This is a genomic window from Curtobacterium subtropicum (assembly GCF_030362975.1).
Taxonomy (GTDB): Bacteria; Actinomycetota; Actinomycetes; order Actinomycetales; family Microbacteriaceae; genus Curtobacterium; species Curtobacterium subtropicum.
Map to the genome: position 1 here is coordinate 12,999 of NZ_JAUCMM010000007.1, position 24,468 is coordinate 37,466.

Genomic DNA, 24,468 nt, shown 5'->3' on the forward strand with positions numbered 1-24,468 from the left:
TCGCGGACCGTGCAAGCCCGTCTGGCCCGTCCGGGCGGCAATCGCGGTGCTCGCGAAGTCCTCGCTCCCGTCGATCAGTGCCCGCCCGACGGCTCCCACGTGGATCGACGTGTGGGCAGGCGACGGGGTGACCGCGGTCTTCTGTCACGGTGACATCACCTGGGGCTCGATGCTGTCGTGAGCTGTCGACGCTGCCGGGGACGGCGTCGTCCTCAGCAGAACGACGGACAGGGAAGGGACGCAACGAGCAAGAACGTCGCGACGACGAAGAAGACGCTGGCGACGACGCCCGCCGTGAGTGCGACCCACAGGCCACTCCGGCGATGCTTCCACTGCCACACGCACAGAGCGGCCGCTGACAGCCACAGACCTCCCTGCACCAGGACGAGCATCCAGCGCGCCCAGCCCAGCGCGCCGCCGATGACCACGGGCCAGGAGAGCGCGAACCAGACGACGCCGACCGTCGCAGCGAGACCGACCGCGAGCGCCGCGATCGTCGGCCAGGTACCCGGCACCCCTCGTTCCCGGGGCGCTCGCGCCACCTTCCAGACGAGCGGTTCCTCCGCGGGTGGCTGCACGACGGAACAGTACCCGGAGCGCCACGCACGGACTGGCCCGTCTGTCCGCTCTACCGGCGATGACTTCTCGGACGGCGTTCGGCTTCGAACTGCACGCCCTGTCGGCGCCGGTCACGCGCCGGGCCGGCGCTGTGCAGATCCGCGCAAGCCCTACACTGCACGCACGCCGCTCTCCCCGGGCCGGCGTCACCTCGACGATCCGAAGGACGGTCCCGCATGGGCATGTTCGCCACGTTCACGTACGCCGGTCAGCGATGGACCGTCGACGAGGAGGAGATCGCTGACCCGGGCGCCCAACCCGCGCCCTTCTTCTCCGCGTCCGTCCACGACAGCGACCTGGTCACCGTGGCGTACGAGCCCGGACCGTCCGCCGGAGGGCTGGTCTACCTCGGGTTCCAACCGCGCGACTACTTCGACGACCCGGACGAGAGCGACGACGTCGACCTGGACGAGCAGGCCGAAGGGCTGGCGAGGTGGGCCGCAGCAGTGACGGGGAGCTCGGTGGCAGCAGCCGCGATCCGGCCGCTCCTGGCCGAAGCGGTCGTCGAGGATCCCGTCGACGACTTCGCCGAGGAGACCCTGCTGAAGCTCATCACCCTGCTTGGTCTGCCCGTCCCGGGGGAGCTCGGCGAGGACTGAGGTGTCCACCTCCAACCGGAGTGACGCGGGGGAGCCGCTCGTCGTGCTCCGGACCGCGGGCGCAGCGCCCGCTCGCCACGCGCCTCCAGTCCGACGTCCCGCCCGTTCGACACCCGCCGACGGGGTCTGACGAGACTCCCTAGAGTGAGCGCAGGGGCGCGCCGCCCCGGGCGGAGGGACAGACATGCGGGTAGCGATCACCGGCGGGACCGGATTCGTGGGACGACACCTCGCGGAGCGGTACGCCGCTGACGACGTCGTGGTGGTGTCGCGTCGGACCGGTGTCGAGATCGACGACGTCGACGCCCTCACCGAGGCGTTCGCGGGGGTCGACGCGGTCGCCCACTGCGCCGGCATCAACCGCGAGATCGGCGACCAGTCGTTCGAGCGGGTGCACGTCCGCGGTACCGCCGCCGTGCTCGAGGCGGCCCACCGCGCAGGGGTGCAGCGCGTCGTGCTCCTGAGCTTCCTGCGGGCTCGGCCGGGCACCGGATCGCCGTACCACGAGACGAAGTGGGCGGCCGAGGAGATGGTCCGGTCGTCCGGGCTCGACTACACGGTGCTCAAGGCGGGCATGATCTACGGGCACGGGGACCACCTCGTCGACCACCTGAGCCACACCGTGCAGACCGTGCCGCTCTTCGCGTCCGTGGGGTTCCGCGAGAAGACGATCAGCCCGATCCCCGTCGCCGAGCTCGTGGACGTGCTCGTCGGTGCGCTCGAGGGGCGTCTGTCCCGCCGGACGGTGGCGGTCCGCGGCGGTGAGGCGCTGCTGCTCAGCGAGGCGGTCCGCCGGGTCGCCCGCGTGGTCGATCGGCCGGTGCGGGTGTTCCCGGCACCCGTGTGGGCGCACCGCGTGCTCGGACAGGTCACCGAGTGGACCATGCGTGTGCCGCTCGTCGCGAAGGCCCAGGTGCGGATGCTCGCCGAGGGGGTCACCGAGGCGACGCAGCCGGCCGGTGAGCTCCCGGCGGACCTCGCGCCGACGGCCCGATTCGACGAGGAGCACATCCGAGCGGCGCTCCCGCCCCGGGGCGGCTTCACCTGGCGGGACCTGCGGCTCCCCGGCCGCCGATGACCCGGTGAGCACCTGGCACTGACGACGGTTGCCTGCAGCTCGGAACGTCCGTTCCAGCCGGCTGGTCGTGTCACACGACCGTTACACGAGGGAAACGGACGGCGCGAACAGCCTCCATAGCGTCGTCCACGAGCGGGGACCCCCGCTGCCCACTCCCACGGAGGACGCCTTGGTCACAGAGATCGCGACCCCGGTCGCCGCGCCCCACGCCCCCCGCACGACCTCGTCGGCAGCAGCCGGCGCCGGAGTCGTCAAGCCCGGGTACGACCCGGCGCTCACCAACGAGGATCTCGCACCCCTGCGCGAGCAGCGCTGGACGAGCTACAACATCTTCGCGTTCTGGATGTCCGACGTGCACTCGGTCGGCGGGTACGTCACCGCCGGGTCGCTCTTCGCGCTCGGCATCGCGAGCTGGCAGGTGCTCGTCGCCCTCGTCGTCGGCATCCTCATCGTGCAGGTCTTCGCCAACCTCGTGGCGAAGCCGTCGCAGCGAACCGGCGTTCCGTACCCGGTCATCAACCGCGCGGTGTTCGGCGTCATCGGGGCGAACGTCCCCGCCGTGATCCGCGGTCTGATCGCGACGGCCTGGTACGGCGTGCAGACGTTCCTCGCCGCGCAGTCGCTCAACATCGTGTTCCTCAAGTTCGTCCCCGGCTCCGCGGCGCTCCTCGACCACTCGTTCCTCGGGCTCTCCGCGCTCGGCTGGATCTCCTACGGCATCCTCTGGGTCGCCCAGGCCGCGCTGTTCTCGATGGGCATGGAGGCGATCCGCCGGTTCATCGACTTCGCCGGTCCGGCCGTCTACGTCGTCATGATCGCGCTCGCCGTGTACCTGGTGGCGAAGGCCGGCATCGGCAACATCTCGCTCACCCTGCACACGGGCGCGCCGATGTCGTTCGGTGCCTCGATCCCGGTCATGCTCTCGGCCGTCGCGATCGTCGTCAGCTACTTCTCCGGCCCGATGCTGAACTTCGGAGACTTCTCGCGCTACGGCCGCTCGTTCCGGTCGGTCAAGCGCGGCAACTTCTGGGGCCTGCCGGTCAACTTCCTCTTCTTCTCGGTGCTCACCGTCCTCTGCGCGAGCGCGACCGTCCCGGTGTTCGGCAAGCTCATCACCGACCCGATCGAGACGGTCCAGGCCATCGACGCACCGTTCGCGATCCTGCTCGGTGGCCTCACCTTCGTCACCGCGACGGTCGGCATCAACATCGTCGCGAACTTCATCAGCCCCGCGTTCGACTTCTCGAACGTCGCGCCGCGCACGATCAGCTGGCGGACGGGCGGCATGATCGCCGCCGTCGGCTCGGTCCTGCTGACCCCGTGGAACTGGTACGGCAACGACCAGGCGATCCTCTACACGCTCGGCATCCTCGGTGCCCTCATCGGCCCGCTCTTCGGGATCCTGATCGCCGGCTACTACCTCGTCGCGAAGCAGCGGGTCGCGGTCGACGACATGTACACGAAGGAGCCCACCGCCCGGTACTGGTACCGCGCCGGTTGGAACCCGAACGCGATGTGGACCCTGCTGGTCGCCGGTGCCGTGTCGGTCGCGAGCGCGGTGCTGCCGCCGGCGACGGGCGTCCTGCCCTGGCTGAGCAACTACAGCTGGTTCATCGGCTGCGGCCTCGGTCTGGTCGTCTTCTGGGCGCTCGAGCGCCGATCGCCCCGGATGCCGGTCCTGGCCGCGGACGACCCGACGGTCGACGACGGCGCAGCCGTCGGACGCGACTGACCCGGCCGCCACACGGCACCCGGCGACACGATCCGCACACCGTCACGACCTGGTCGCCGATACCGGCCGGGAGGCGCGACCCGCCTCCCGGCCGCACCGTCGCCTCCCGGGTCCACCGCCTCCCTCCTGTCCCCACTCCCGTCCGAGAGGTCCCGCTTGCACATTCGCGTCGTCAACCCCAACACCACCGCGTCGTTGACAGCGGCGATCGGCCGCGCCGCGGCCGCCGTCGCCGGCCCCGACACCGTCGTCGAGGCGGTCACGCCGAGCACCGGACCGGCCTCGATCGAGAGCCACTACGAGGAGGCGCTCGCGGTCCCGGGGCTCCTCGAGCAGATCGCGCTCGGCGAGCAGGAGGGGGTCGACGCGTACGTCGTCGCGTGCTTCGGGGACCCGGGACTCGACGCCGCGCGGGAGCTCGCCGCCGGTCCGGTGATCGGGATCGCCGAGGCGGGCTTCCACGCCGCCGCGATGCTCGGTCGCCGGTTCGGGGTCGTCACGACGCTGGCCCGCACGACCGGGCGTGCGTGGGAGCTGGCGGAGCGCTACGGGTTCGCCTCCCTGGTGACCGAGGTCCGGGCGTGCGAGGTGCCCGTGCTGCAGCTGGACGACCCGACGTCGGGGGCGCGGGAGCTCGTCGTCGAGGAGTGCCGCGCCGTGATCGCGGGCGGCGCGGACGCGGTGGTGCTCGGCTGTGCGGGCATGGCGGAGTTCTGCGCCGAGGTCTCCCGCGAGATCGGTGCGCCGGTGGTCGACGGGGTGGCCGCCGCCACGGTCCTCGCGGAGTCGCTCGTCCGGCTCGGGCTGCGGACGGGCAAGGCCGGTGAGTACGCCCCGCCGCCACCGAAGCCGGTGACGGGGCTGCTGTCCGGGTTCTCGGTGCAGGCCGCCGGGTCCTCGGCGCCGGTGTCCGCTCCGGTGCTGCTCGCGGAGGTGCCGGCATGAGCGCCGCAGTGCACGCGGACCTGGTGCTCCGCGCTCGGCGGGCCTGGGTGGACGGCGTCCTGCAGCCGGCCGCGGTCGTCGTCCGCGACGGCGTGGTCGACGCGGTCCTGCCGTTCGAGGCGTCGGTCGCGGCGACGGAGGACCGGACCGTCCCGGACGAGCACGTGCTGCTGCCGGGACTCGTCGACACCCACGTGCACGTCAACGAACCCGGTCGCACCGAGTGGGAGGGGTTCGCCTCGGCCACGAGGGCGGCGGCCCTCGGCGGTGTGACCACGATCATCGACATGCCGCTGAACTCGATCCCCGCGACGGTGGACGTCGACGCCCTCGCGGTGAAGCAGGCGAGCGCCGAGGGTCGCGTCGCGGTCGACGTCGGGTTCTGGGGCGGCGCGGTCCCCGCGAACGCCGGAGCACGCGGCCCGCTGCACGACGCCGGGGTCTTCGGCTTCAAGTGCTTCACGGCGCCGAGCGGCGTCGACGAGTTCCCGCACCTCGACCCGGTGCAGCTCCGGGCGGCGATCGAGGAGGTCGCCGAACTCGGTGCGCTGCTCATCGTGCACGCCGAGGACCCGGACCTCCTGGTGCCGCACGGGTCGCTCGGCGAGCACTACGTCGACTTCCTCGCCACCCGTCCGGGCAGCGCCGAGCAGTCCGCCGTCGCGCGGGTCCTCGACGGGGCCCGGGCGACGGGAGCCCGGGTGCACGTGCTGCACCTGTCCGACGCGGGGGTGCTCCCGATGATCCGCGCGGCCAAGGCCGACGGCGTGCGGGTGACCGTCGAGACGTGTCCGCACTACCTGGCGTTCGAGGCCGGGTCGATCCCGGACGGTGCGACCGAGTTCAAGTGCTGCCCGCCGATCCGCGACGACGCGAACCGTGACGCGCTGTGGGCGGGGCTGCTCGACGGCACGATCGACTGCGTCGTGTCCGACCACTCGCCGTCGACGGCCGACCTGAAGACCGACGACTGGGGCTCGGCCTGGGGCGGCATCGCCGGACTCCAGGTCGGCTTCCGTGCGGTGTGGACCGAGGCCGTGCGCCGGGGGATCCCGCTCGAGGCCGTCCTGCCGTGGTTCACGACGGGACCCGCGGCGCTCGTCGGGTTCACCGACCGCGGCCGGATCGCGCCCGGCACGGTCGCCCACTTCGCGGTCCTCGACCCCGCGGCTAAGGGCGTCGTCGAGGTGTCGGCGCTGGCCCACCGCAACCCGGTCTCCGCCTACGACGGGCTCCGCACGGTCGGTGTCGTCACCGAGACCTGGCTCCGCGGACGGCACGTGGCGTCGGCCGACGACGGGGTCACCGCCGTCGAGGGAGTCCTGGTCGACCGCCCGACGGCACCGCAACACGCACGAAACGAACGTTCCGGTATCATCCTGAACGGAACGGAGGCACCATGACCCAGCCAGTGAACCCGCCCGCCCGACTCCTCATGGGGCCGGGACCGATCGATGCGGACCCCCGCGTGCTCCGCGCACTGTCGACCGCGCTCGTCGGGCAGTACGACCCGTGGATGACGGCGACGATGACCGAGACGCAGGAGCTGTACCGCCAGGTCTTCGGAACGCGGAACGACGCGACGGTGCTCGTCGACGGCACCTCTCGTGCGGGCATCGAGGCGGCCCTGGTGTCCCTGCTCGCCCCGGGTGATCGCGTGCTCGTGCCGGTCTTCGGACGCTTCGGGCACCTGCTCGCCGAGATCGCCACGCGAGCCGGTGCCGAGGTGCACACGATCGAGACCGAGTGGGGGCAGGTGTTCCCGCCGTCGGTGATCGAGGACGCTGTCCGCCGGGTCCGGCCGAAGGTCCTGGCGGTCGTGCAGGGCGACACCTCGACGACGATGAACCAGCCGCTCGACGAGCTCGGGGCGATCTGCGAGCGGCACGGCGTGCTGCTGTACTCCGACGCCACGGCGAGCATCGGCGGCAACCCGCTCGAGACCGACGCCTGGGGGATCGACGTCGTGAGCGCCGGCCTGCAGAAGTGCCTGGGCGGGCCCTCCGGCAGTGCACCGATCACCCTGTCGCCGCGTGCCGTGGCGGTGCTCGACGGCCGCCGGAGCATCGAGGCCGGCATCCGCGAGGCCGACGACGTCGTGTCCGACGACCCGATCCGCTCGAACTACCTCGACCTCGCGATGATCCTCGACTACTGGGGTCCGCGGCGCCTCAACCACCACACCGAGGCCGCGTCGATGCTCTACGCCGCGAACGAGTGCGCCCGCATCCTGCTCGAGGAGGGGCGCGAGGCCGTGATCGAGCGCCACGCGACCGCCGGGCGGGCGATGCTCGCCGGGGTCGAGGCCCTCGGGCTGCGCGTCTTCGGCGACGTCGCCCACAAGATGCACAACGTCGTCGCCGTGGAGATCCCCGACGACGTCGTGGGCGACGAGGTCCGCGGCGCGATGCTCGAGGACCACGGCATCGAGATCGGCACGTCCTTCGGGCCGTTGCACGGACGGGTCTGGCGCATCGGGACGATGGGCTACAACGCCCGGAAGGACACCGTCGTGCGGACCCTCGCCGCGCTCGAGCACTGCCTGCGCCGCGCCGGCCACGTGGTGCCGCAGGGCGCCGGGGTCGACGCCGCCCTCGACGTCCACGCCGCTGCCGACGTCCACGCCGCTGCCGACGTCCACGCCGCTGCCGACGTCCACGCTCCTGGCGACGTCCACACGGGGAGCACCGCGCCGGTCGGAGCGCCCGCGTGACGCCGGCGACCGGGCCCGCGACCACCGACGCCCCGGCGACGCCGACCGCCAGTGCCCGAGCGATCGCGGACGCCGCGACGATCGTCCGCTGGTGCGACACCCTGGCGGCCGTCTCGCAGGACGACGGACGCACCACCCGCGTGTACCTGTCCCCGGAGCACGCCCGGGTGAACGCGATGGTCGCGGAGTGGATGCAGGACGCCGGACTCCGCACCTGGCAGGACGCCGCCGGCAACCTGCACGGCATCGTCGACGGCGCGACGCCGGACGCCCCCGTGCTGCTGCTCGGCTCGCACCTCGACACCGTGGTCGACGCCGGTCGCTACGACGGTGTCGTCGGGGTGCTCATGGCGATCCGCACCGCGGCCCGGCTCGCCGCGTCCGGGCCGCTGCCCTTCGCGCTGCAGGTCATCGCGTTCTCCGACGAAGAGGGAACGCGGTTCGGCAAGGCCCTGCTCGGGTCCTCCGCGGTCGCCGGGGTCTGGGACGACGCCTGGTGGGACCTCGAGGACGGCGACGGCACCACGCTCCGGCAGGCCTTCACCGACTTCGGCCTCGACCCCGCCCGCGTCGGCGAGGCGGCACTGCCCCCGGAACGACTCGTCGGCTACCTCGAGGCGCACATCGAGCAGGGTCCGTCCCTCGAGCAAGCGGGCCAAGCGCTCGGCGTCGTGACGAGCATCGCGAGCGCTCGGCGGTTCTCCGTCGAGGCGGTCGGCGAGGCCCGGCACGCCGGCGGCACCCCGTACGAGCGGCGCCACGACGCCCTGCTCGCCGCGGCCGAGGCGGCGCTCGCCGTCGAACGGATCTGCCGCGCCGAGCAGCACGTCGGCACGGTCGGCACGATGTCCGTCGAGCCCGGCGCCGTCAACGTCGTCCCGGGGCTCGCCCGGTTCAGCGTCGACCTGCGCGGCGAGTTCGACGAGGGCCGTGACCGCGTCTGGGAGTCCATCACGGCCGCGTTCGACGAGATCGGGGCCCGCCGAGGGGTGACGGTGTCGCCGACCGAGGTGCACCGCGCGCCGGCGGTGTTCTGCGCGTCGGCGCTGATGGACGCGGTCCGTGCCGGCATCGCCTCGACGGGGGAGACCGCGCCGGCGGAGCTGTTCTCACGTGCCGGGCACGACGCGATGTCCCTCGGGCTCGTCACCGACGTCGCGATGCTGTTCCTCCGCAACCCGGACGGCATCAGCCACCACCCGGACGAGTTCGTCTCGCAGGACGACGTCGCACTCGGTCTCGACGCACTGGCCGTCGCGGTGGAGCGCATCGCCGACGACCGGGCGGAGACGCGGTGAGCGCCGTGCCGGACGTCCGGGCCCGGGTCGACGCGGTCTGGGACCGACTGTCGCCCGCGGAACGACGGGTCGCCGCGATGGTCCGCCACGACCCGGAGCTGCTGCTCGTCGGCACCTCCGCCGAACTCGCGGCCGAGTCGGGCACCTCGAAGGCCACGGTCTCGCGGCTCGTCCGCTCCCTCGGGTTCCAGGATGCCGCCGAGGTCCGGCAGGAACTCATGTCCGCCCGGGGCAGCGGGCTGCCGTGGGCGGCCGAGGACGCGGCCCACGTGGACCAGCGCGCGGTCGAGGCGCGCAACCTCGACGCCGCCTTCGCCTCGCTCGCACGGGCGGACCGCGTCCGGCTGGCCCGCCGCATCGTCCGAGCTCGTCGGGTGCTCGTCGTCGGGGAACGCGGCGCGCACCCCGTCGCGATGCAGCTCCGCTCCCAACTGGCCCAGGTGCGTCCGGACGTCCGGATCGGTCCGGCTCCGGGACAGCGACTGGGCGAGGAGGTCGCGGACCTCGACCGGCGAGACCTCGTCGTGCTCGTCACCGTCCGGCGGCACGCGGCGGGTGCCGAGCGGCTCGTGCAGCACTGCGTCGCGACCGGTGCCGACGTGGTCGTGCTCGGCGACCCGACGGCGGCGGTGATCGCGGCTCCCGCGGCGACCGCGGTGCTCTGCCCGGTGGACTCCCCGTCGGCGTTCGACTCGATGGCGGCGCTCTTCGCGGTCGTCGCGGCGATCGCGAACGACGTGTACGAGGCCTCCGGGCCGGCCGGGCGTGCCCGGGTGGACGCCGTGGCGGCGGCCTACGACGCGCTCGGGGAGCTCGCCCCCCGCTGACCGTCCCCGTCCCGCTCGAGCTCGTCGCGCAGCGATGCGTTGCGCGCGGCGATCAGCCGCGGCAGGTAGCGGGCGAGCGCGATCCGCTCGGCCAGCCACCCGAGCGGGCCGAGGGGTGCCCGGAAGACGATCTCGTCGACCATCCGCGTACCGCCGGCCGACGGTCCGAACCGGTGCTCGTGCCGGAACCGGGCGAACGGACCACGCACCTGCTCGTCGACGAAGCGACCCGGAGCATCCATGGCGGTGATCCTGCTCGTCATCGACCAGACGACCCCGAAGTGCCGCGCGCGCCACGTGACGCTCTCCCCGAGCCCGATCGTGCCGGACGTCGTGCCGGCCACCGCGCGTTCGTCGGTGCCGGCCATCGATCGCTCGTGCGCGCCGATGTCGAGCGACAGCGCGAAGACGCGCTCGACCGGAGCGGCGATGTCGGTGACGACGCGGAAGGCGACGGTCACGGTGTCGGCCAGTCCGTCGGCGTCGTCCGGTCGTCGTCCCGGAGCACGGCGGCGAGCAGCTGGTCGTGCCGGACCCCACGGTGCACGACGGCGGAGCGGGACCGGCCCTCGTACCGCATGCCGATCCGTCTGGCCGTCGCGGCCGAGACCGCGTTCGTCCCGAGCGCGCGCCACTGCACCCGCACCAGACCCAGCCCGGTCGGCGGCGCTGCGAAGGCCCAATCCAGCACGCGCGCTGCGGCCTCGGTCACGAACCCGTGCCCGCGGCCGTCCGGGTGCAGCGCGTAGCCGATCTCGGCCGCCCCGTCCACGAAGCCGAACACGCCGACCGTGCCGAGCAGGCGCGGGTCGTCGACCCGTCGGATCCCGAAGTCGTAGCGGGTGTCGTCCCGCCAGCCGTCGCCGACCCGCTCGATGAACTGGTGCGCCTCGGCGTGGCCGTACGGCACGGGGACCGGGGTGAAGGCGATCACGTCGGGGTCGTTCGCGTACGCGACGACGGCCTCGACGTCGGCGGTACCCGGAGCGGAGAGCACGAGCCGGTCGGTGCGGAGCGTCACGGGGAGCACACCGCGAGCCTAGTGAGCCTGCGGTCGCAGGGTAGCGTCGGCGACATGACGTTCGACTCCCTCGCCTTCCCGGTCATCGACGGACACAACGACCTGCCGTGGGAGCGTCGCGAGTCCCACGACTCCGGCGTCGAGGGCATCGACACCGAGCAGGGGACGCTGCACACCGACCTGCCGAAGCTCCGGGCCGGTGGGGTAGTCGGTCAGTTCTGGTCGGTGTTCGTGCCGTCCGACGACCCGGATCCCGTGCGGACGACGCTGCAGCAGATCGACACCGCGCACAGGATCATCGCGCGGTACCCGGACGACCTGACCTTCGTGCGGACCGCCGCCGAGCTGCGTGCCACCGTCGATGCCGGACGCATCGCGTCGTTGCTCGGTGCCGAGGGCGGCCACTCGATCGGCGACGACCTCGCGGTGCTCCGGTCGTTCGCCCGGCTGGGTGTCCGTTACATGACGCTGACGCACAACGACGACACGACCTGGGCGGACTCGGCCACCGGTGCCCGGGCGCACGGCGGCCTGACCGACCGCGGCCGCGAGGTCGTCGCCGAGATGGAGCGGATCGGCATGCTCGTCGACCTGTCCCACACCGCCCCGGCGACGATGCGCGACACCCTCGACGTCGCGACGCAGCCGGTCGTCTTCAGCCACTCGTCGACCGTCGCCGTCGACGACCACCCGCGGAACGTGCCCGACGACGTGCTCGCCCGGCTCGGGGACAACGGGGGCGTGGTCATGATCACGTTCGTGCCGAAGTTCGTGTCGCGCGCGTGGGCGGACTGGGAGGAGGCCGGCTCCGAGGGGGAGCCGCCGCTCGTCACGGTGGCGGACGTCGCCGACCACGTCGACCACGCCCGCGAGGTCGCGGGGCTGCACCACATCGGGCTCGGCGGGGACTACGACGGCACACCGGTGCTGCCGCCGGACCTGCGGGACGTGTCGCGGTACCCGGTGCTCGCCGAGGAGCTCCGCCGCCGCGGCTGGAGCGACGACGACCTGCGGGCGCTCGCCGGCGGGAACGTGCTGCGGGTGCTCGAGGCGACCGACGAGCGCTTCGCGCGGAGCGCGCTCCGCTGACGCGGGCGCGCGGTCGCGGTCGGGCTGCGGTGGCAGGGACGCGGCCGGGAGGCGCGGCGTACGACCGCCGCACGCCGCTCGGGACTCCTGCTCCGCGTCGTCCCATCGCGGTCGCTGTACATCCCGATCGCTCGCCCCGCGCGCGCCCTGCTCATGACACTTGGGCGATGAACGAGGGGAACCTGCTCCCGGCTACGTACCGGGAAACGCTCGACGCCATCCGCGACCACGTCCGCGGCACCAGGACCGCGGTGCAACTCGCTGCCAACGCGCACATGATCCACCTCTACTGGGCGATCGGCCGCGAGCTGCTCGAGCGATCACGATCCGCGCCGTGGGGGAGTGGAGTCCTCGGTCGCCTCGCGGAAGACCTCCGGAGCGAGTTCCCGGCGATGCGCGGCCTCTCCGCGACGAACCTCAAGTACATGCGTCAGTTCGCGGCCGCATGGCCGAACGAGCAAGCAATCGGTCAACAGCTTGTTGACCGATTGCCCTGGGGGCACGTCACGCTCCTGCTCGGTGTCCGATCGCCTGCGGTACGGGCGTGGTACGCGGCGACCGCCGCGCAGTCCGGGTGGTCTCGGAACGTCCTCCGCCACAACATCAGGAGCGGCGCCCACGAGCGACACGGTGCCGCCAGCACGAACTTCAGCCGCCTGCTCGACGCGGACGGAGCCGACCTGGCGCAGCAGATGACCCGCGATCCGTACGTCCTCGACTTCCTCGCGGTGGACGGCGACCGCGACGAGCGAACGCTGGAGGCGGCGATGACGACCCGGATCGCCGAGACGCTCCGGGAGCTCGGCGACGGGTTCGCGTTCGTCGGACGCCAGGTCCACTTCGAGGTCGAGGGCAGTGACTTCTTCGTCGATCTCCTCTTCTTCCACGTCGAGCAGCTGCGCTACGTGGTCGTGGAGCTCAAGACCGGCGCCTTCCGGCCGGAGAACCTCGGCCAGCTCACGTACTACGTCGCCCTCGTCGACGATCGACTGCGCCGCGACCACCACGCCGAGACCGTCGGGCTCCTGCTCGTCGGCGGCAAGAACGACGCCGTCGTCCGCTACGCACTCAGCGCGGCGAACGCACCGGTGGGTGTCGCGTCCTACGAGCTCCTGCCGCCCGACCTGCAGCGATCGCTGCCGACGGAGGCGCAGTTACGCCGTGCGCTGCTCGGCGGCGAGTAGGACGGGCGTCAACAGGCATCAACGGGCGTCAACGGGCGTCATCGACAGGGGAACGCCGGGCGCCGTCGCTAGGATCGCGAGCGGACCCGCAGCGCCGCCACCGACGGCGTGACGACTCGACCCGGAGGACGACAACGGATGACCGGCACCATCTACGACAACATCTCGCAGGCGTTCGGCAACACCCCGCTCGTCCGGCTCAACCGCCTGCCGAAGGCGGACGGGGCCGAGGTGCTCGCGAAGCTCGAGTTCTACAACCCCGGCTCCAGCGTGAAGGACCGCCTCGGCGTCGCGATCATCGACGCCGCCGAGGAGTCCGGCGAGCTGCGCCCGGGCGGCACGATCGTCGAGGGCTCATCGGGCAACACCGGCATCGCGCTCGCCCTGGTCGGTGCCGCACGTGGCTACCGGGTCGTCATCACGATGCCCGAGACGATGAGCGTCGAACGGCGGGCCCTGATCCGGGCCTTCGGCGCCGAGATCGTCCTGACCCCGGGCTCCGAGGGCATGAAGGGCGCCGTGGCCCGCGCCGGTCAGATCGTCGACGAGACCCCCGGCGCGATCCTCGCCCACCAGTTCGAAACGCCCGCGAACGCCGCGATCCACCGGAAGACCACGGCGGAGGAGATCCTCCGCGACACCGAGGGCCACGTCGACGTCTTCGTCGCCGGGGTCGGGACCGGCGGCACGATCACGGGTGTCGGGCAGGTGCTCAAGGAGCGGGTGCCGGGCGTGCAGATCGTCGCCGTCGAGCCCAAGGACTCGCCGCTGCTGACCGAGGGGAAGGCCGGCCCGCACAAGATCCAGGGCATCGGTGCCAACTTCGTCCCCGAGGTCCTCGACCGCGACGTCATCGACGAGGTGTTCGACGTCGAGCTCGACGACGCGCTCCGGGTCGCCCGCGCGCTCGGCACCGAGGAGGGCATCCTGTCGGGCATCTCGTCCGGCGCGATCATCCACGCGGCCGTCGAGATCGCGGCCCGACCGGAGAACGCCGGCAAGCGCGTCGTCGCGATCGTGTGCGACACCGGCGAACGCTACCTGTCCACGCCGCTGTTCGAGGGGCTCACTGCGTGACGCGTGCCGTCCGACGTGGCGTGCTGTGGCGGGTCCGCGAGGACCTGGCTGCGGCACGCCGCGGTGACCCCGCCGCCCGGGGCGACCTGGAGAACGCGGTCGTCTACTCGGGGCTGCACGCGATCTGGACCCACCGGCTCACGCACCGACTCTGGCTCGCGCGGGGCCTCCCCGGCTCGCGGTTCGCCGCACGGGTGGTCGCGCAGATCGCCCGTTCGGTCACCGGCATCGAGATCCACCCCGGCGCCCGCGTCGGTCGCCGGTTCTTCATCGACCACGGCATGGGCGTCGTGATCGGGGAGACGGCGGTCATCGGTGACGACGTCCTGCTCTTCCACGGGGTCACCCTCGGCGGGCGTGGCGGGGAACACGGTCCGGGGCAGCGGCGGCACCCGACCGTGGGGGACCGCGTGGTGCTCGGCGCCGGGTCGTCGCTGATCGGCGCGATCACGGTCGGCGCGGACTCGGTCGTCGGCGCGAACACGGTCGTGACGAAGGACGTACCCGCCGGCTCCGTCGTCACCGGCATCGCCGGGACCGCCCGGCCGCGGACAGGGCACGAGAGCGTCCCGACGCTCTGACGACCACCGGCCCCGCTCGCCGCTGCGGCCGCGCCCGCCGCTGTGGCCGCGCCCGCCGCGGTGTCGGGGCGGTGCGGCATGCTGGTGGGGTGGACGGCGCAGCACTGCACGAGGTGACCTTCCGGACGGCCCTGGCGCTCCCCGCGGTCGAGGAGACGCAGCCCTTCGGCGAGCAGTCCGTCGTCCACAAGGTGGTCGGTCGGATGTTCGTCCTCGCGACGACGTTGCGCGGCGTGCCGATCGTCAACCTCAAGTGCGCGCCCCCGCACGCAGCAGCGCTCGTGCGCGACCACGCCGAGATCACCCCGGGGTGGCACATGGACAAGCGGCACTGGATCACGCTCTCGCCGGGCGACGGTCTCGACGAGACGATGGTCGAGGACCTCGTCGCGAACTCGTACGACCTCGTGGTCGCCGGCCTCCCGAGGGCCCGACGCCCGCTCGACCCCGGCGCCGGACGCCGTGCCGGTGACTCAGACGCGACCGCGGGCGAGGACCTTCGAGACGTCGCGGACGACCTTCGGGGCGAGCCGGTCTCCCGAGTCGAGCACGGCGCGGGCCCGCTCGGGTGACAGCCCGGCGGAGATCTCCCCGATCGTGACGCCGTGCTCCGGGCGGTGCGTCACGACCACCCGGTCGCCCGCCGCCACCGGTCCGCTGTGCAGGACCCGCAGGTAGGCGCCCGGACGGTTCTCCGCTGCGAACCGCTTCACCCACCCGGGGATCCCCATCCGGCGCGCGAAGGTGCCGCAGGGCACCCGGGGGATCGTCACCTCGAGTTCGAGCGTCTCGCCGATCCGCCACCGCTCGCCCGTCACGGCGCCGGTCACGTCGACGCCGCTCGTGCGCAGGTTCTCGCCGAACAGGCCCGGCGGGACGTCGCGCCCGAGGGCCTCGGCGAAGTACGCGGCGTCCTCGTCGGCGTAGGCGTAGACCGCCTGGTCCTCGCCGCCGTGGTGCTTCCGGTCCGCCTGCACGTCCGCGTGGAGCCCGAGCGGGCGGACGCGGACGGGGCCGTCCACCGGACGCTTGTCGATCGCGGTGATCCCGATCGTGCCCGAGTCATGGAGCAGCTGGTCGACGCGGCAGACGGCGGTGATGTGGCTCATGCTCCCCATCCTGACGCAGGCGGTGGACGGATCGCAGCCCGTGACGTCTCCCGGTGGCGTGACGATCCGGCTCCGGGATCCGTCACACCGGTGGAACCAGAGGAGACCGACCATGTCCGACACCACCCGCGCCACCGCCGCTGCCGTCCTGCGACGCCCCGGCGCGTCCCCGAGCCACGGTGCGACGGCACGCACCCCCTCCGCACACGGTCTGGCACAGGTGCGCGTCCGCACGCTCGGCGCCCGTCCGGTCGGCCCGCTGCAGGTGATCGGGACCGGCCCCGCCGCCACCCGCCCAGACTTCCTCCACCACTGACCGGTAGAAGGGTGACGTGCCGTACCAGCCCCTCGCCGACCTCGACGACGCCGTCCTCGCGGGCCGCTCGTCCGACGGCGACGTCCGGGCGTTCGAGGTCCTCATCCGGCGGTACACACCGCTGCTCCGCGCCTACGCGCGGCGCACCCTCGGATCGACCGACGAACTCGACGACGTCGTGCAGGAGACCTTCATCACCGCGTGGGGCCGCCTCGACGCACTCGAGGACGGCGCCAAGGTCAAGTCGTGGCTCATGCGCATCCTCAGCCGCAAGTGCATCGACCGCATCCGTGCGCGGCGCGAGCACCTCGACGTCACCGAGCTCGAGGTCGAGGCACCGCGCGACGACGCCCCGGAGCGGGTCGCCGAGGCCCGGTCGCGCGAGGAGGCCGTCGAGACCGCCCTGGCCGAGCTGCCGGAGGCGCAGCGGCGGTGCTGGGTGATGAAGGAGGTGCTCGAGTACCGCTACGAGGACATCGCCGAGGAACTCGACCTGCCGGTGTCGACGGTGCGGGGACTGCTCTCGCGCGCGAGGAAGAACATGATCCGTCTCATGGAGGCATGGCGATGACCGCACCAGACGACGTGCAGCCGGACGGCGTGCAGCCAGAGGACGTGCAGCACGATGACGTGCGCCTCGACGCTCTCGAACCCGAGGACCTCGACGGCCACACCATCGACGAACTCGCGGACTACCTGGACGCCGGGATGCAGCCCGCCGACCCGAGCATCGACGACTCGGCCGCGTGCCAGAACGCCCTCGCCGCCCTCGTCCGGCTCCGCCAGTCGTCCCTCGGCTCGCTCGACGCCGCAGCCGAGCAGGAGGCACCGGCCGACGAGTCGTGGATCGGCGGTGTGCTGGCGAACATCTCGCTCGAGGCCCGGGCCGGTCGCGACGTCCCGCTCCGCCCGTCGGTGCCGACCGAGCGCCCCGTGATGACCGAGGGCGCGATCCGGTCGCTGGTGCGGACGGCCGGCGACGTCGTGCCCGGCGTCGTGATCGCCCGGTGCTCGCTCCAGGGCGACGTGACGCTGCTCGACGCACCCGTCCGGGTCCTGGTCGAGCTGGCCATCCGGGCTGGAACACCCATCCACGCCGCCGCCGAGCAGGTCCGCCAGGCCGTCGCCGAGGCCCTCGCCGAGCAGACCGACCTGGTGGTTGAGGCGGTCGACGTGCGGGTCCGGGACCTCCTACCCCCGCTCCCACCGCGGCACGACGACGGAGCGGCGCCCGGTGCGCTCGGCACCACCGACGAGGAGGACCCCGCATGAGCCTGGACGACGCAACGGCCGCGGCGATCGAGGAGGCCGTCCTGGCGGCACCCGGTGTGGCCGACCTGTACCGCGCGAAGCCGACGCTCGGCAGCGCGGTCGAGTCCGCCCGCCGCATCGCCTCGCGTGCACCGGTGTCCCGGGTCGTGCTCGACGACGACGTCCTGCGCGTCGTCGTCGGCACCGACGGATCGGTGCCCGCCCGGGTCGCAGCGCGCGCGGCGCACGACGCGGCTCTCCGCGTCGCCGGCGAGCGCGGACTCACGCTCGGCCGGGTGGACGTGCGCATCGCGCGCGTCGGCTGATCGGACCGGTCCGTCCACTCGACGGAGACGGCACGCGGGAGCGACGGACCACCTGAGGGACGGGCCACGTGACGGACGGGAGGCTCGGTACCCGCTGGCACCGTGCCTCCCGTCCGTCAGGTGGTGACGACCGTCACCCGCTCGCGGCTCAGTAGAAGTTGGTCGCCTGCGAGTGGGCCCACGCCGCGCAGGGCGTGCCGTAGGCCGCGCTGATGTACTGCAGCCCCCACGTGATCTGCGTGGTGGCGTTGGTCCGCCAGTCCGCCGCGACGGTGCCCATCTTCGATCCGGGGAGCGCCTGCGGGATGCCGGTCGCGCCACCGTTCGGGTTGACCGCCTGGTAGTCCCACCCGGACTCCTTGGTCCAGAGGTGGTCCAGGCACTGGAACTGCGCGGAGCCCCAGCCGTACTGCGACGACGCCATCGAGGACGCGGTCGCCTTGGCTCCGGCGACGGTGTTCGCGGCCGCCTGGCGCTCGGCTGCCGCGGCGGCCTCCGCCGCTGCGCGCTCGGCAGCGGCCTGCGCCTCGGCGTCGGCCTGTGCCTTCGCCGCCGCTGCTGCGGCCGCGTCGGCGTCCGCCTTGTCCTGCGACGCACTCTGGTCCGCGACCTGCGTCGTGGCGTCGACGGTCGAGGCGATGTGGGTGGTGATCGCGGAGCCGGACATGCTGCGGTAGTCCGACAGTGCGTGCACCTGGCGCTCGAGGGCGCTCGTGTCGGTCTTGTCGTTCGCGTCGGCGAGCACCGTGCGGGCGGTCGCGATGGTCGCGGCGGCCTGGGCGCGGTCGAGGTCCGCCCCGTGCAGCGCGGGGGTGCTCGTGGCGCTCGCCGAGGGCATGCCGATCGCCTCACCGATCGCCGGCTGCGCGCCGACGGTCGCGAGGCCGCCGACGAGGGCGACGGCGGCCGCTCCGCCGACGACCAGGGCGGACCGGCTGCGGAGCGCGCGGCGGACACGGCGGCTCGGGGTGTCGAGCGCCTGGCGTCGGGTGGTCGCCGTCGTCGGGTTCGCCGCGGTCGTGCCGGGTCGGGTCGTGCCGGGTCGGGTCGTGCTGGGTGGTTCGGGGGTGTTTCGCGTCATCGGTTCCGGTGGTCGGCCGGCTGGAGGGCGACTCCCGGGCACGCCGGATCGGGCACGCGGGTGTGGGGGAGCGTGCACGACCGTCGGGACGGCCGTCGTGGGGGGAGCCGCGAGCCGGGGGAGGACCGGACGGTGGTGTGGGGCCCGTCCGTCCGCCGCTGGGCGACCGGGTGGCCGCCTGCTCGGGCGAAGCCGACACGATGACGTGTCAGCCTGGACGGCGCGTCCAGGAGGACTGGCAGAACCGTCCGTCCACCCCTCGGTAACGGTTCGGTAACGGCCGCCGAGCGACGGGTTCAGCTGCCGGAGGTGGGAGCCTCCTGGGTGCGCTCGCCCTGACCGATCCGCTCGAGCGCGACGAGGGCCGCGGCGATCGCGTCGACGTCCTCGGCCGGCAGGTCGGCGATGAGTCCGGCGACGATGCCGGTGCGGTCCGAACGGGCCCGTTCGACGGCCGCGATCCCGGCCGGGGTGGCCGACACCATGAACGCCCGACCGTCCGTCGGGTCGGCCTCGCGCTCGATGAACCCGCGCTGTTCGAGCTCGGTCAGGATGCGCGTCATGGTCGGCTTCGTGACCACCTCGATCCGCGACAGGTCGCCGGGGCGCAGGGGTCCCTCGGTCTGGATCGTGGCGAGCGCGGAGACGAGTCCGTACCCGAGCGAGGCCGAGTCCGTGCGGGCGCGACGGTTGATGCGTCCGACCGCCGCGGCCAGGCGTGCGGCGATCTCCGTGCGGTCCGGCTGGCGGTGGCTCATGCGGGGCTCCCGGGTCGTCGGGTCGAGGCGGTTCGACCGTGGTCGGAGCGATGCTACCGGTGCGGGCAGGACCGTTACCGAGCACCGGGCGGGCCGCCGCCGAGTGCGCGAACGCCCGCTCCGTGGTCCGGAGCGGGCGTTCCTGTACGGAGTGACAGGTCCGTTCAGCCCGGGCGGTGCTGCTTCTCGCCGGGGAGCAGGTGGATCGCCTCGGTCGCCAGCTCGGCGGCCACGTTGTCGCCGCTCTCGGTCGCGTCGCGCAGGCGCCGGAAGTCCGTGGTCAGCTGGTCCCAGTCGATGAGCTCGTCGAGGTTCGGCAGGCGCAGTCGGAAGGCGAGCCCGTCCGTCGTGTCGCGGCACACCCGCTGCAGGTTCTCGTTCCCGCAGGCGTCGACGTAGAGCCCGAAGACGGACAGGGCGTCGTGGTTCACGGCCGGGACGTCGTGGGCGTCGAGCTCCGTGATCGTCCGGTCCAGCTGCGCGAGGATCTTCTTCCGCGTCGACGCCGTGAGCCGGGGGACGGCCAGGCGGACGACCCCGCCGAAGAGCACCCCGAGGGTCTGCATCGCCTCGACGACCTCCTCGGCCTTCGGCGTGGTGACCCTGGTGTAGCGGTTCGGCGCCATCTCGATGAGACCGGCGCGGGCGAGCTGGCTGAGGGCCTCGCGGATCGGGGTGCGGGAGACGCCGAGCCAGGCGATGAGCTCGTCGTCGTTCAGCCGCTCACCGGGCTCCAGCGTGCCGTCCATGATCGCGGCGTGGATCTTGTGGCGGACGGTGTCGCGGAGCAGTTGGTGCTCGGTGGGGGCGCTGCTGGGGACCGGCATGCGGGTGTCCTCGTTCTCGGTGGACGGTGTGGGACGCCGGAACCGGTCGGTGTCGGCGCGTGATCACCGTACCTGATATGTGAACGGTCGTCCGTCACGCGTCGCCGGGGCGGCGCCGGTGCTCAGGCCTCGTCGAGGAGCCGGACCGTCAGCGGGTCCTCGGTGCCGTGGAACCACCGGTCGAGGACCGCGCGGAACGGTGCCGGGTCCACCGCGGCCCGGGCGAACAGCGTCATCGACGAGCGGGCCTTCAGCGCGTCGATCCCTCCGAACAGGTCGTCCGCACTCCGGGCCGGAGCAGTCGCCGCGGTCCTGGCAGCCTCGAGCAGTCGGGGTCCGAGCACGGGGTGCGCCAGGTACGCCCGCGCCTCGGCGACGCCCTCGAGCGCGTACCGCTGCGCCGTCGCACTGCGCCCGAGCCCGGCGAGCTGGGGGAACACGAACCACATCCAGTGCGAGCGCTTCCGGCCGGCCGCGAGTTCCTCCAGCGCCTGCTCGTGCACGCCCTCCTGCGCGCGCACGAAGCGGTCGAGGTCGTACCGGTCGCGGTCCTGCCGGTCGACGGCGTCTCCGTCGACGTTCACCGCACGACCCCGCCCCATGCGTACCGCACCGTCGTGGCGTCCACGACGAGCAACGAGTCGGGTGCCCGGTCGAGGAGTCCGGGCAGCCCCACGGCGTCCGGCAGGTCGCCCTCGAGCCGCTCGAGCCGGGCGGAACGGGTCGCCAGCGGAGCGTGCTGTCGCTGCCAGAACAGTGTCTGCGCCAGGTGTCGCGCGTGGATGCCCGAGCGGGTGGTGAGCGCGGCGGCGAGCGGCGTGTCCGCCACCTCGCCGGCGGTGACCCGGACGACGGCGTCGTGCCGCGGGCGCGGTCGCGGCGGACTGGGCTGGCGGCCCCGCAGGAGCTCCCGAGCCCACCGCCCCGGGTGCGCCGCACGGGCCGGGTGCCGGACGGAGCGGTGGTCGAGGGTGTCCCCGCGACGGGTCGCCCGGACGTGCGAGAACGTGTACGGCACGCCGAGCAGGGTGTTCGCGGCGACGATCGCGGGTACGTGGCCGGTGTCGACCGTGCGGTACACGATGCCGTGGCGCCCCCTGGTGTCGACGGTCGGGATCTCGATCGTGACCTCGGTCATCGAGCCGAGTCGCCGTGAGGGCGGGAACGGTGGGACGGCCGTCTCGCGGAACACGTACGCGGTCAACCCGACCCACGCGCTCCCGTCGACCACGTCGGGCCGTGTGCCCCGCGGCACGAGCCGGGCGAGCGACGACGGGTCCCGGCGCCAGTGCGCGAAGACGACGTCCTCCCACGCGTGCACGGCGACCGGACGGTGCACGAGCGGGACCGCAGCCCGCCGGGCGACCGCCTCGGTCACCGACGCGGCGCGTGTCGGCCGACGCGCACGGCCCAGGCGACGAGCGGGGCCTGCAGCGGCAGCCGCAGGACGCCGACCAGTCGTGCGACGCGACCGGCGCGCGGGCTGTCGAGCAGGTCGGCGGCCATCTTGACGTTCGCGGGGAACACCGCGAGGAACAGGGCTGCGGCCGCCCATCCGGACGCCCGTCGGGTGGCGGGGACGGCGAGCCCGGCGGCGATGCCGAGCTCGGCCACGCCGGACACGACCGTGGTCAGACGCGGCGGGAGTCCCTCCGGCACGATCCGGTCGTACCCGCGCGGGCGCAGGAAGTGCGTGACACCGGCCCCGCCGAGGAGCACGGCGAGCACGGTGGCGGTCCGGGTGGCGCGTCGGGAGCGCTCGCGTCGTCGCATGGCCCCATCGTGCACGCCGCCGCCCGTGTGGCTGCCGGGCGTCGCTCAGGTCAGCGCGGTCGCGACGAGGTCGAGCACCGCCGTGGCGACGTCGGCCTTGCTGCCCGAGGTCTCACGGACGACCTCGCCGCCGGGCACGAGCACCTCGATGGCGTTCTCCTCGCGCTCGAAGCCCGCGTCCCACCCGACGTGGTTCACGACGAGCAGGTCGGCCGGCTTCCGGGTGATCTTGGCGCGGCCGAGGGCGATCCGGGCATCGCGGTCGGGCTCGGTCTCCGCCGCGAACCCGACGACGATCTGCCCGGTGCGGCGCGCGCGCACGAGGTCGGCGAGCACGTCCGGGTTGCGGACGAGCTCGAGCGTCATGGTGTCGCCCTGCTCGTCCTTCTTCAGCTTGTCCGGTCGGACCTCGGCCGGTCGGTAGTCGGCGACCGCCGCGGTCATCACCACCACGTCGGCATCGGTCGCCGCGGCGTGCACCGCGTGGGCGAGTTCCCGGGCGGACCCGACCGGCACCACCGTCGCCCCGAGCCCCGCGGTGAGCCCGGTGTCGACGTTCGCGGCGACGAGCGTCACCGTCGCGCCCCGTCGGACGGCGTCCGCGGCGATCGCGACCCCCTGGCGACCGCTCGACCGGTTGCCGACGAAGCGCACCGGGTCGAACGGCTCCCGCGTCCCACCGGCGCTCACGACGACCCGGACCCCCGCGAGGTCGCCCTGGTCACCCCGCGCGCCCGTCGCCGCGGCACCGGAGCCCGTCCCCGCCACGGCACCGGCCGGGAGGCCCTCCCCGCCCTGGTCCCGTCGCCCCGCCTCCGCCGGGCGGTCGAGCACCGCCAGCGCCGCGGCCGTGATCTCCTCGGGTTCCGCCATCCGGCCGATCCCGGCGTCGTCGCCCGTGAGCGCACCGACCACCGGGCCGACGACGTGCACCCCCCGGTCGCGCAGGGTGCGCACGTTCGCGCGCGTCGCCGGGTGCTCCCACATCTGCGGGTGCATCGCGGGCGCGACGACCACGGGTGCCTCGGTCGCGAGCAGGGTCGTCCCGAGCAGGTCCCCGGCCAGGCCGTGCGCCATGCGCGCCAGCGCGTCCGCGGTCGCCGGGGCCACGACCACCAGGTCCGCCCGGCGTCCGAGCGCCACGTGCCGCACCTCGGCGACGTCGTCCCACACGCTCGTCGTGACGGGGTTCCGGCTCAGCGCCTCGAGCGTCGGCAGGCCGACGAAGCGGAGCGCGCCCTCGGTCGGGACGACGTGCACGTCGTGGCCGCGCTTGACGAGGTCGCGGACCACCCCGACGGCCTTGTAGGCGGCGATGCCCCCGGTGATCCCGACGACGACGGACAGACGGCGACCTGCTGCAGCATCCACGTCGGTCACGCTACCCGGAGCGCCGTGCGAGGATCGAGCCCATGTGCACCGTCGTCGTCCGCGTCGACCCCGCCGCCGCGTGGCCCGTCACCGTGCTGGCCCTCCGCGACGAGTCGCCCGACCGGCCCTGGGACCCGCCCGCCGCCTGGTGGCCCGAGCTCGACCCGACCGTGCGCGGCGTCCGCGACCGGTCCGCCGGCGGCGCCTGGCTCGCGGCCTCGGACACCGCGGGACTCGCCGTCGTGCTGAACCGCGCCGAGGCCGTACCGAGCGAGGACGGGACGTGGACGACCCGCGGGGTGCTGCCGCTCGACGCCCTGACCGGTGCGGCCCCGGGTCACGACGACGCGCTCCCGACCACCCGGGCGTTCAACCTCGTCCGGGCCACGGCCGACGGTGCCGCCGTCGACACGTGGGACGGCACGGCGGTCCGGACGACCGAGCTCGCGCCCGGCGTGCACATGGTCACCCACGGCGCGCCCGACGACCCTGCGGCACCGCGCATCGGACGCTGGCTCGAGGCCTTCCGCAGTGCCCCCGCACCGACCGGCCCGCCCGTCCTCGGCCCCTTCGACGAACTCCGCACGGTCGACCACGGCGACGACGCGGGCGACGGCTGGAGCGGGTGGTTCGGCGTGCTCGCGGAGTCCTCGATGCTGCCCTCCGACCACCCGGACGCGATCCTCCGCGACGCGGTCGAGCCGGACGGACACGTCGCGACGCTGTCGGTCGTCGCCGCCGCGGTCGCACCCGGTCGGACGGTGCTGCAGCACGCCCGGCTCGCCCACCCGGGACGCCTGGACGGGTCGGTCGAGCTCCACCGCGCCTGAGGCACGACCCGACGCTGCCGCCCGAGGACCCCCGATGCTGTGAGGAGCAGCAGCGCACTGGACG

29 protein-coding genes are annotated in these 24,468 nt (G+C 73.5%); 18 read left to right on the forward strand and 11 right to left on the reverse strand.

Annotated elements, in window-relative coordinates:
• Positions 1-212: 212 nt before the first annotated feature.
• Positions 213-578 carry a hypothetical protein gene (locus QUG98_RS10695; RefSeq protein ID WP_289470517.1) on the reverse strand — a complete coding sequence of 122 codons (366 nt, stop codon included), beginning with the start codon at positions 576-578 and terminating at the stop codon, positions 213-215.
• 216 nt (positions 579-794) lie between these two features.
• Here QUG98_RS10695 and QUG98_RS10700 point away from each other — a divergent pair, with 216 nt between their 5' ends.
• The 8 genes from QUG98_RS10700 (at position 795) to QUG98_RS10735 (ending at position 9,810) form a co-directional block, all read left to right on the forward strand.
• A complete protein-coding gene (locus QUG98_RS10700) occupies positions 795-1,217 on the forward strand; it encodes a hypothetical protein (RefSeq protein WP_289470518.1) in 423 nt (140 codons plus the stop codon).
• Positions 1,218-1,401: 184 nt separating this feature from the next.
• On the forward strand, positions 1,402-2,295 hold the full coding sequence (locus QUG98_RS10705) for an SDR family oxidoreductase (protein ID WP_289470519.1): 894 nt from the start codon (positions 1,402-1,404) through the stop codon (positions 2,293-2,295).
• 169 nt (positions 2,296-2,464) lie between these two features.
• Positions 2,465-4,027 (forward strand): NCS1 family nucleobase:cation symporter-1, encoded by a 1,563-nt coding sequence (locus QUG98_RS10710; protein WP_289470520.1) that lies wholly within the window; start codon positions 2,465-2,467, stop codon positions 4,025-4,027.
• 156 nt (positions 4,028-4,183) lie between these two features.
• Positions 4,184-4,972 (forward strand): aspartate/glutamate racemase family protein, encoded by a 789-nt coding sequence (locus QUG98_RS10715; protein WP_289470521.1) that lies wholly within the window; start codon positions 4,184-4,186, stop codon positions 4,970-4,972.
• On the forward strand, positions 4,969-6,375 hold the full coding sequence (gene allB, locus QUG98_RS10720) for an allantoinase AllB (RefSeq protein WP_289470522.1): 1,407 nt from the start codon (positions 4,969-4,971) through the stop codon (positions 6,373-6,375). The genes QUG98_RS10715 and allB overlap by 4 nt, the downstream gene beginning before the upstream one ends.
• Positions 6,372-7,685 carry a pyridoxal-phosphate-dependent aminotransferase family protein gene (locus tag QUG98_RS10725; protein WP_289470523.1) on the forward strand — a complete coding sequence of 438 codons (1,314 nt, stop codon included), beginning with the start codon at positions 6,372-6,374 and terminating at the stop codon, positions 7,683-7,685. The genes allB and QUG98_RS10725 overlap by 4 nt, the downstream gene beginning before the upstream one ends.
• Positions 7,682-8,983 (forward strand): allantoate amidohydrolase, encoded by a 1,302-nt coding sequence (locus tag QUG98_RS10730; RefSeq protein ID WP_289470524.1) that lies wholly within the window; start codon positions 7,682-7,684, stop codon positions 8,981-8,983. Before QUG98_RS10725 ends, QUG98_RS10730 begins: the two co-directional genes overlap by 4 nt.
• Complete coding sequence (locus tag QUG98_RS10735) at positions 8,980-9,810, forward strand: MurR/RpiR family transcriptional regulator (RefSeq protein WP_289470525.1); 831 nt, start codon at positions 8,980-8,982, stop codon at positions 9,808-9,810. Before QUG98_RS10730 ends, QUG98_RS10735 begins: the two co-directional genes overlap by 4 nt.
• Here the strand turns inward: QUG98_RS10735 and QUG98_RS10740 are convergent.
• Both QUG98_RS10740 and QUG98_RS10745 read right to left on the reverse strand, forming a co-directional pair.
• The gene (locus tag QUG98_RS10740) at positions 9,777-10,271 is read right to left on the reverse strand and encodes an SRPBCC family protein (protein WP_289470526.1); all 495 of its coding nucleotides are present in this window, start codon (positions 10,269-10,271) and stop codon (positions 9,777-9,779) included. The genes QUG98_RS10735 and QUG98_RS10740 overlap by 34 nt on opposite strands.
• Positions 10,268-10,840, reverse strand: coding sequence for a GNAT family N-acetyltransferase (locus QUG98_RS10745; protein WP_289470527.1), 573 nt, complete (start codon positions 10,838-10,840; stop codon positions 10,268-10,270). The genes QUG98_RS10740 and QUG98_RS10745 overlap by 4 nt, the downstream gene beginning before the upstream one ends.
• Positions 10,841-10,885: 45 nt before the next feature.
• Between QUG98_RS10745 and QUG98_RS10750 the strand changes: the two genes are divergently transcribed.
• The 5 genes from QUG98_RS10750 to QUG98_RS10770 all read left to right on the forward strand — a co-directional run bounded on the left by QUG98_RS10750 (position 10,886) and on the right by QUG98_RS10770 (position 15,334).
• A complete protein-coding gene (locus QUG98_RS10750) occupies positions 10,886-11,920 on the forward strand; it encodes a dipeptidase (RefSeq protein ID WP_289470528.1) in 1,035 nt (344 codons plus the stop codon).
• A gap of 167 nt (positions 11,921-12,087) precedes the next feature.
• Complete coding sequence (locus tag QUG98_RS10755; protein ID WP_289470529.1) at positions 12,088-13,104, forward strand: PDDEXK nuclease domain-containing protein; 1,017 nt, start codon at positions 12,088-12,090, stop codon at positions 13,102-13,104.
• Between the two features lie 138 nt (positions 13,105-13,242).
• Positions 13,243-14,181, forward strand: a complete 939-nt coding sequence (cysK, locus tag QUG98_RS10760) for a cysteine synthase A (RefSeq protein ID WP_137767861.1) — start codon at positions 13,243-13,245, stop codon at positions 14,179-14,181.
• On the forward strand, positions 14,178-14,762 hold the full coding sequence (epsC, locus tag QUG98_RS10765; RefSeq protein ID WP_289470530.1) for a serine O-acetyltransferase EpsC: 585 nt from the start codon (positions 14,178-14,180) through the stop codon (positions 14,760-14,762). Before cysK ends, epsC begins: the two co-directional genes overlap by 4 nt.
• Before the next feature lie 89 nt (positions 14,763-14,851).
• Positions 14,852-15,334 carry an MmcQ/YjbR family DNA-binding protein gene (locus tag QUG98_RS10770; protein ID WP_289470531.1) on the forward strand — a complete coding sequence of 161 codons (483 nt, stop codon included), beginning with the start codon at positions 14,852-14,854 and terminating at the stop codon, positions 15,332-15,334.
• Here QUG98_RS10770 and QUG98_RS10775 read toward each other — a convergent pair.
• Complete coding sequence (locus QUG98_RS10775; RefSeq protein WP_289470532.1) at positions 15,236-15,871, reverse strand: MOSC domain-containing protein; 636 nt, start codon at positions 15,869-15,871, stop codon at positions 15,236-15,238. The two genes, QUG98_RS10770 and QUG98_RS10775, sit on opposite strands and share 99 nt — an antisense overlap.
• Positions 15,872-15,983: 112 nt before the next feature.
• Here QUG98_RS10775 and QUG98_RS10780 point away from each other — a divergent pair, with 112 nt between their 5' ends.
• Genes QUG98_RS10780 through QUG98_RS10795 form a run of 4 tightly spaced genes read left to right on the forward strand, consistent with a single transcriptional unit; the run spans position 15,984 to position 17,764 of the window.
• Positions 15,984-16,187, forward strand: a complete 204-nt coding sequence (locus QUG98_RS10780; RefSeq protein ID WP_289470533.1) for a hypothetical protein — start codon at positions 15,984-15,986, stop codon at positions 16,185-16,187.
• A 16-nt stretch (positions 16,188-16,203) separates the two neighbouring features.
• Positions 16,204-16,758, forward strand: coding sequence for an RNA polymerase sigma factor (locus tag QUG98_RS10785; protein WP_058748505.1), 555 nt, complete (start codon positions 16,204-16,206; stop codon positions 16,756-16,758).
• On the forward strand, positions 16,755-17,459 hold the full coding sequence (locus QUG98_RS10790; RefSeq protein WP_289470534.1) for an Asp23/Gls24 family envelope stress response protein: 705 nt from the start codon (positions 16,755-16,757) through the stop codon (positions 17,457-17,459). Before QUG98_RS10785 ends, QUG98_RS10790 begins: the two co-directional genes overlap by 4 nt.
• The gene (locus QUG98_RS10795; RefSeq protein WP_289470535.1) at positions 17,456-17,764 is read left to right on the forward strand and encodes a hypothetical protein; all 309 of its coding nucleotides are present in this window, start codon (positions 17,456-17,458) and stop codon (positions 17,762-17,764) included. The genes QUG98_RS10790 and QUG98_RS10795 overlap by 4 nt, the downstream gene beginning before the upstream one ends.
• A gap of 148 nt (positions 17,765-17,912) precedes the next feature.
• Here QUG98_RS10795 and QUG98_RS10800 read toward each other — a convergent pair whose 3' ends face one another.
• The 7 genes from QUG98_RS10800 to QUG98_RS10830 form a co-directional block, all read right to left on the reverse strand.
• The gene (locus QUG98_RS10800; protein WP_289470536.1) at positions 17,913-18,845 is read right to left on the reverse strand and encodes an aggregation-promoting factor C-terminal-like domain-containing protein; all 933 of its coding nucleotides are present in this window, start codon (positions 18,843-18,845) and stop codon (positions 17,913-17,915) included.
• A gap of 296 nt (positions 18,846-19,141) precedes the next feature.
• Positions 19,142-19,603, reverse strand: coding sequence for a MarR family winged helix-turn-helix transcriptional regulator (locus tag QUG98_RS10805; protein ID WP_289470537.1), 462 nt, complete (start codon positions 19,601-19,603; stop codon positions 19,142-19,144).
• A gap of 164 nt (positions 19,604-19,767) precedes the next feature.
• Entirely contained in the window at positions 19,768-20,430 is a 663-nt protein-coding gene (locus tag QUG98_RS10810; protein WP_289470538.1) for a GntR family transcriptional regulator, read from the reverse strand.
• 122 nt (positions 20,431-20,552) lie between these two features.
• Positions 20,553-21,014, reverse strand: a complete 462-nt coding sequence (locus QUG98_RS10815) for a DUF1810 domain-containing protein (protein ID WP_289470539.1) — start codon at positions 21,012-21,014, stop codon at positions 20,553-20,555.
• The gene (locus QUG98_RS10820; RefSeq protein WP_289470540.1) at positions 21,011-21,808 is read right to left on the reverse strand and encodes a DUF2071 domain-containing protein; all 798 of its coding nucleotides are present in this window, start codon (positions 21,806-21,808) and stop codon (positions 21,011-21,013) included. The genes QUG98_RS10815 and QUG98_RS10820 overlap by 4 nt, the downstream gene beginning before the upstream one ends.
• Positions 21,805-22,203, reverse strand: coding sequence for a DoxX family protein (locus tag QUG98_RS10825; RefSeq protein WP_058729100.1), 399 nt, complete (start codon positions 22,201-22,203; stop codon positions 21,805-21,807). The genes QUG98_RS10820 and QUG98_RS10825 overlap by 4 nt, the downstream gene beginning before the upstream one ends.
• Positions 22,204-22,248: 45 nt before the next feature.
• Complete coding sequence (locus QUG98_RS10830) at positions 22,249-23,550, reverse strand: bifunctional phosphopantothenoylcysteine decarboxylase/phosphopantothenate synthase (protein WP_289470666.1); 1,302 nt, start codon at positions 23,548-23,550, stop codon at positions 22,249-22,251.
• Between the two features lie 65 nt (positions 23,551-23,615).
• Here QUG98_RS10830 and QUG98_RS10835 point away from each other — a divergent pair, with 65 nt between their 5' ends.
• Entirely contained in the window at positions 23,616-24,404 is a 789-nt protein-coding gene (locus QUG98_RS10835; protein WP_289470541.1) for an NRDE family protein, read from the forward strand.
• The last annotated feature ends 64 nt before the right edge of the window (positions 24,405-24,468 follow it).

Excerpts from the sequence above, each read along its gene's own strand:
- QUG98_RS10700 (WP_289470518.1), top strand. The coding sequence starts at position 795 with ATGGGCATGTTCGCCACGTTCACGTACGCCGGTCAGCGATGGACCGTC.
- QUG98_RS10705 (WP_289470519.1), top strand. The coding sequence starts at position 1,402 with ATGCGGGTAGCGATCACCGGCGGGACCGGATTCGTGGGACGACACCTC.
- allB (WP_289470522.1), top strand. The coding sequence starts at position 4,969 with ATGAGCGCCGCAGTGCACGCGGACCTGGTGCTCCGCGCTCGGCGGGCC.
- QUG98_RS10725 (WP_289470523.1), top strand. The coding sequence starts at position 6,372 with ATGACCCAGCCAGTGAACCCGCCCGCCCGACTCCTCATGGGGCCGGGA.
- QUG98_RS10750 (WP_289470528.1), top strand. The coding sequence starts at position 10,886 with ATGACGTTCGACTCCCTCGCCTTCCCGGTCATCGACGGACACAACGAC.
- QUG98_RS10755 (WP_289470529.1), top strand. The coding sequence starts at position 12,088 with ATGAACGAGGGGAACCTGCTCCCGGCTACGTACCGGGAAACGCTCGAC.
- cysK (WP_137767861.1), top strand. The coding sequence starts at position 13,243 with ATGACCGGCACCATCTACGACAACATCTCGCAGGCGTTCGGCAACACC.
- QUG98_RS10775 (WP_289470532.1), bottom strand. The coding sequence starts at position 15,871 with ATGAGCCACATCACCGCCGTCTGCCGCGTCGACCAGCTGCTCCATGAC.
- QUG98_RS10780 (WP_289470533.1), top strand. The coding sequence starts at position 15,984 with ATGTCCGACACCACCCGCGCCACCGCCGCTGCCGTCCTGCGACGCCCC.
- QUG98_RS10790 (WP_289470534.1), top strand. The coding sequence starts at position 16,755 with ATGACCGCACCAGACGACGTGCAGCCGGACGGCGTGCAGCCAGAGGAC.
- QUG98_RS10795 (WP_289470535.1), top strand. The coding sequence starts at position 17,456 with ATGAGCCTGGACGACGCAACGGCCGCGGCGATCGAGGAGGCCGTCCTG.
- QUG98_RS10800 (WP_289470536.1), bottom strand. The coding sequence starts at position 18,845 with ATGACGCGAAACACCCCCGAACCACCCAGCACGACCCGACCCGGCACG.
- QUG98_RS10805 (WP_289470537.1), bottom strand. The coding sequence starts at position 19,603 with ATGAGCCACCGCCAGCCGGACCGCACGGAGATCGCCGCACGCCTGGCC.
- QUG98_RS10810 (WP_289470538.1), bottom strand. The coding sequence starts at position 20,430 with ATGCCGGTCCCCAGCAGCGCCCCCACCGAGCACCAACTGCTCCGCGAC.
- QUG98_RS10825 (WP_058729100.1), bottom strand. The coding sequence starts at position 22,203 with ATGCGACGACGCGAGCGCTCCCGACGCGCCACCCGGACCGCCACCGTG.
- QUG98_RS10835 (WP_289470541.1), top strand. The coding sequence starts at position 23,616 with ATGTGCACCGTCGTCGTCCGCGTCGACCCCGCCGCCGCGTGGCCCGTC.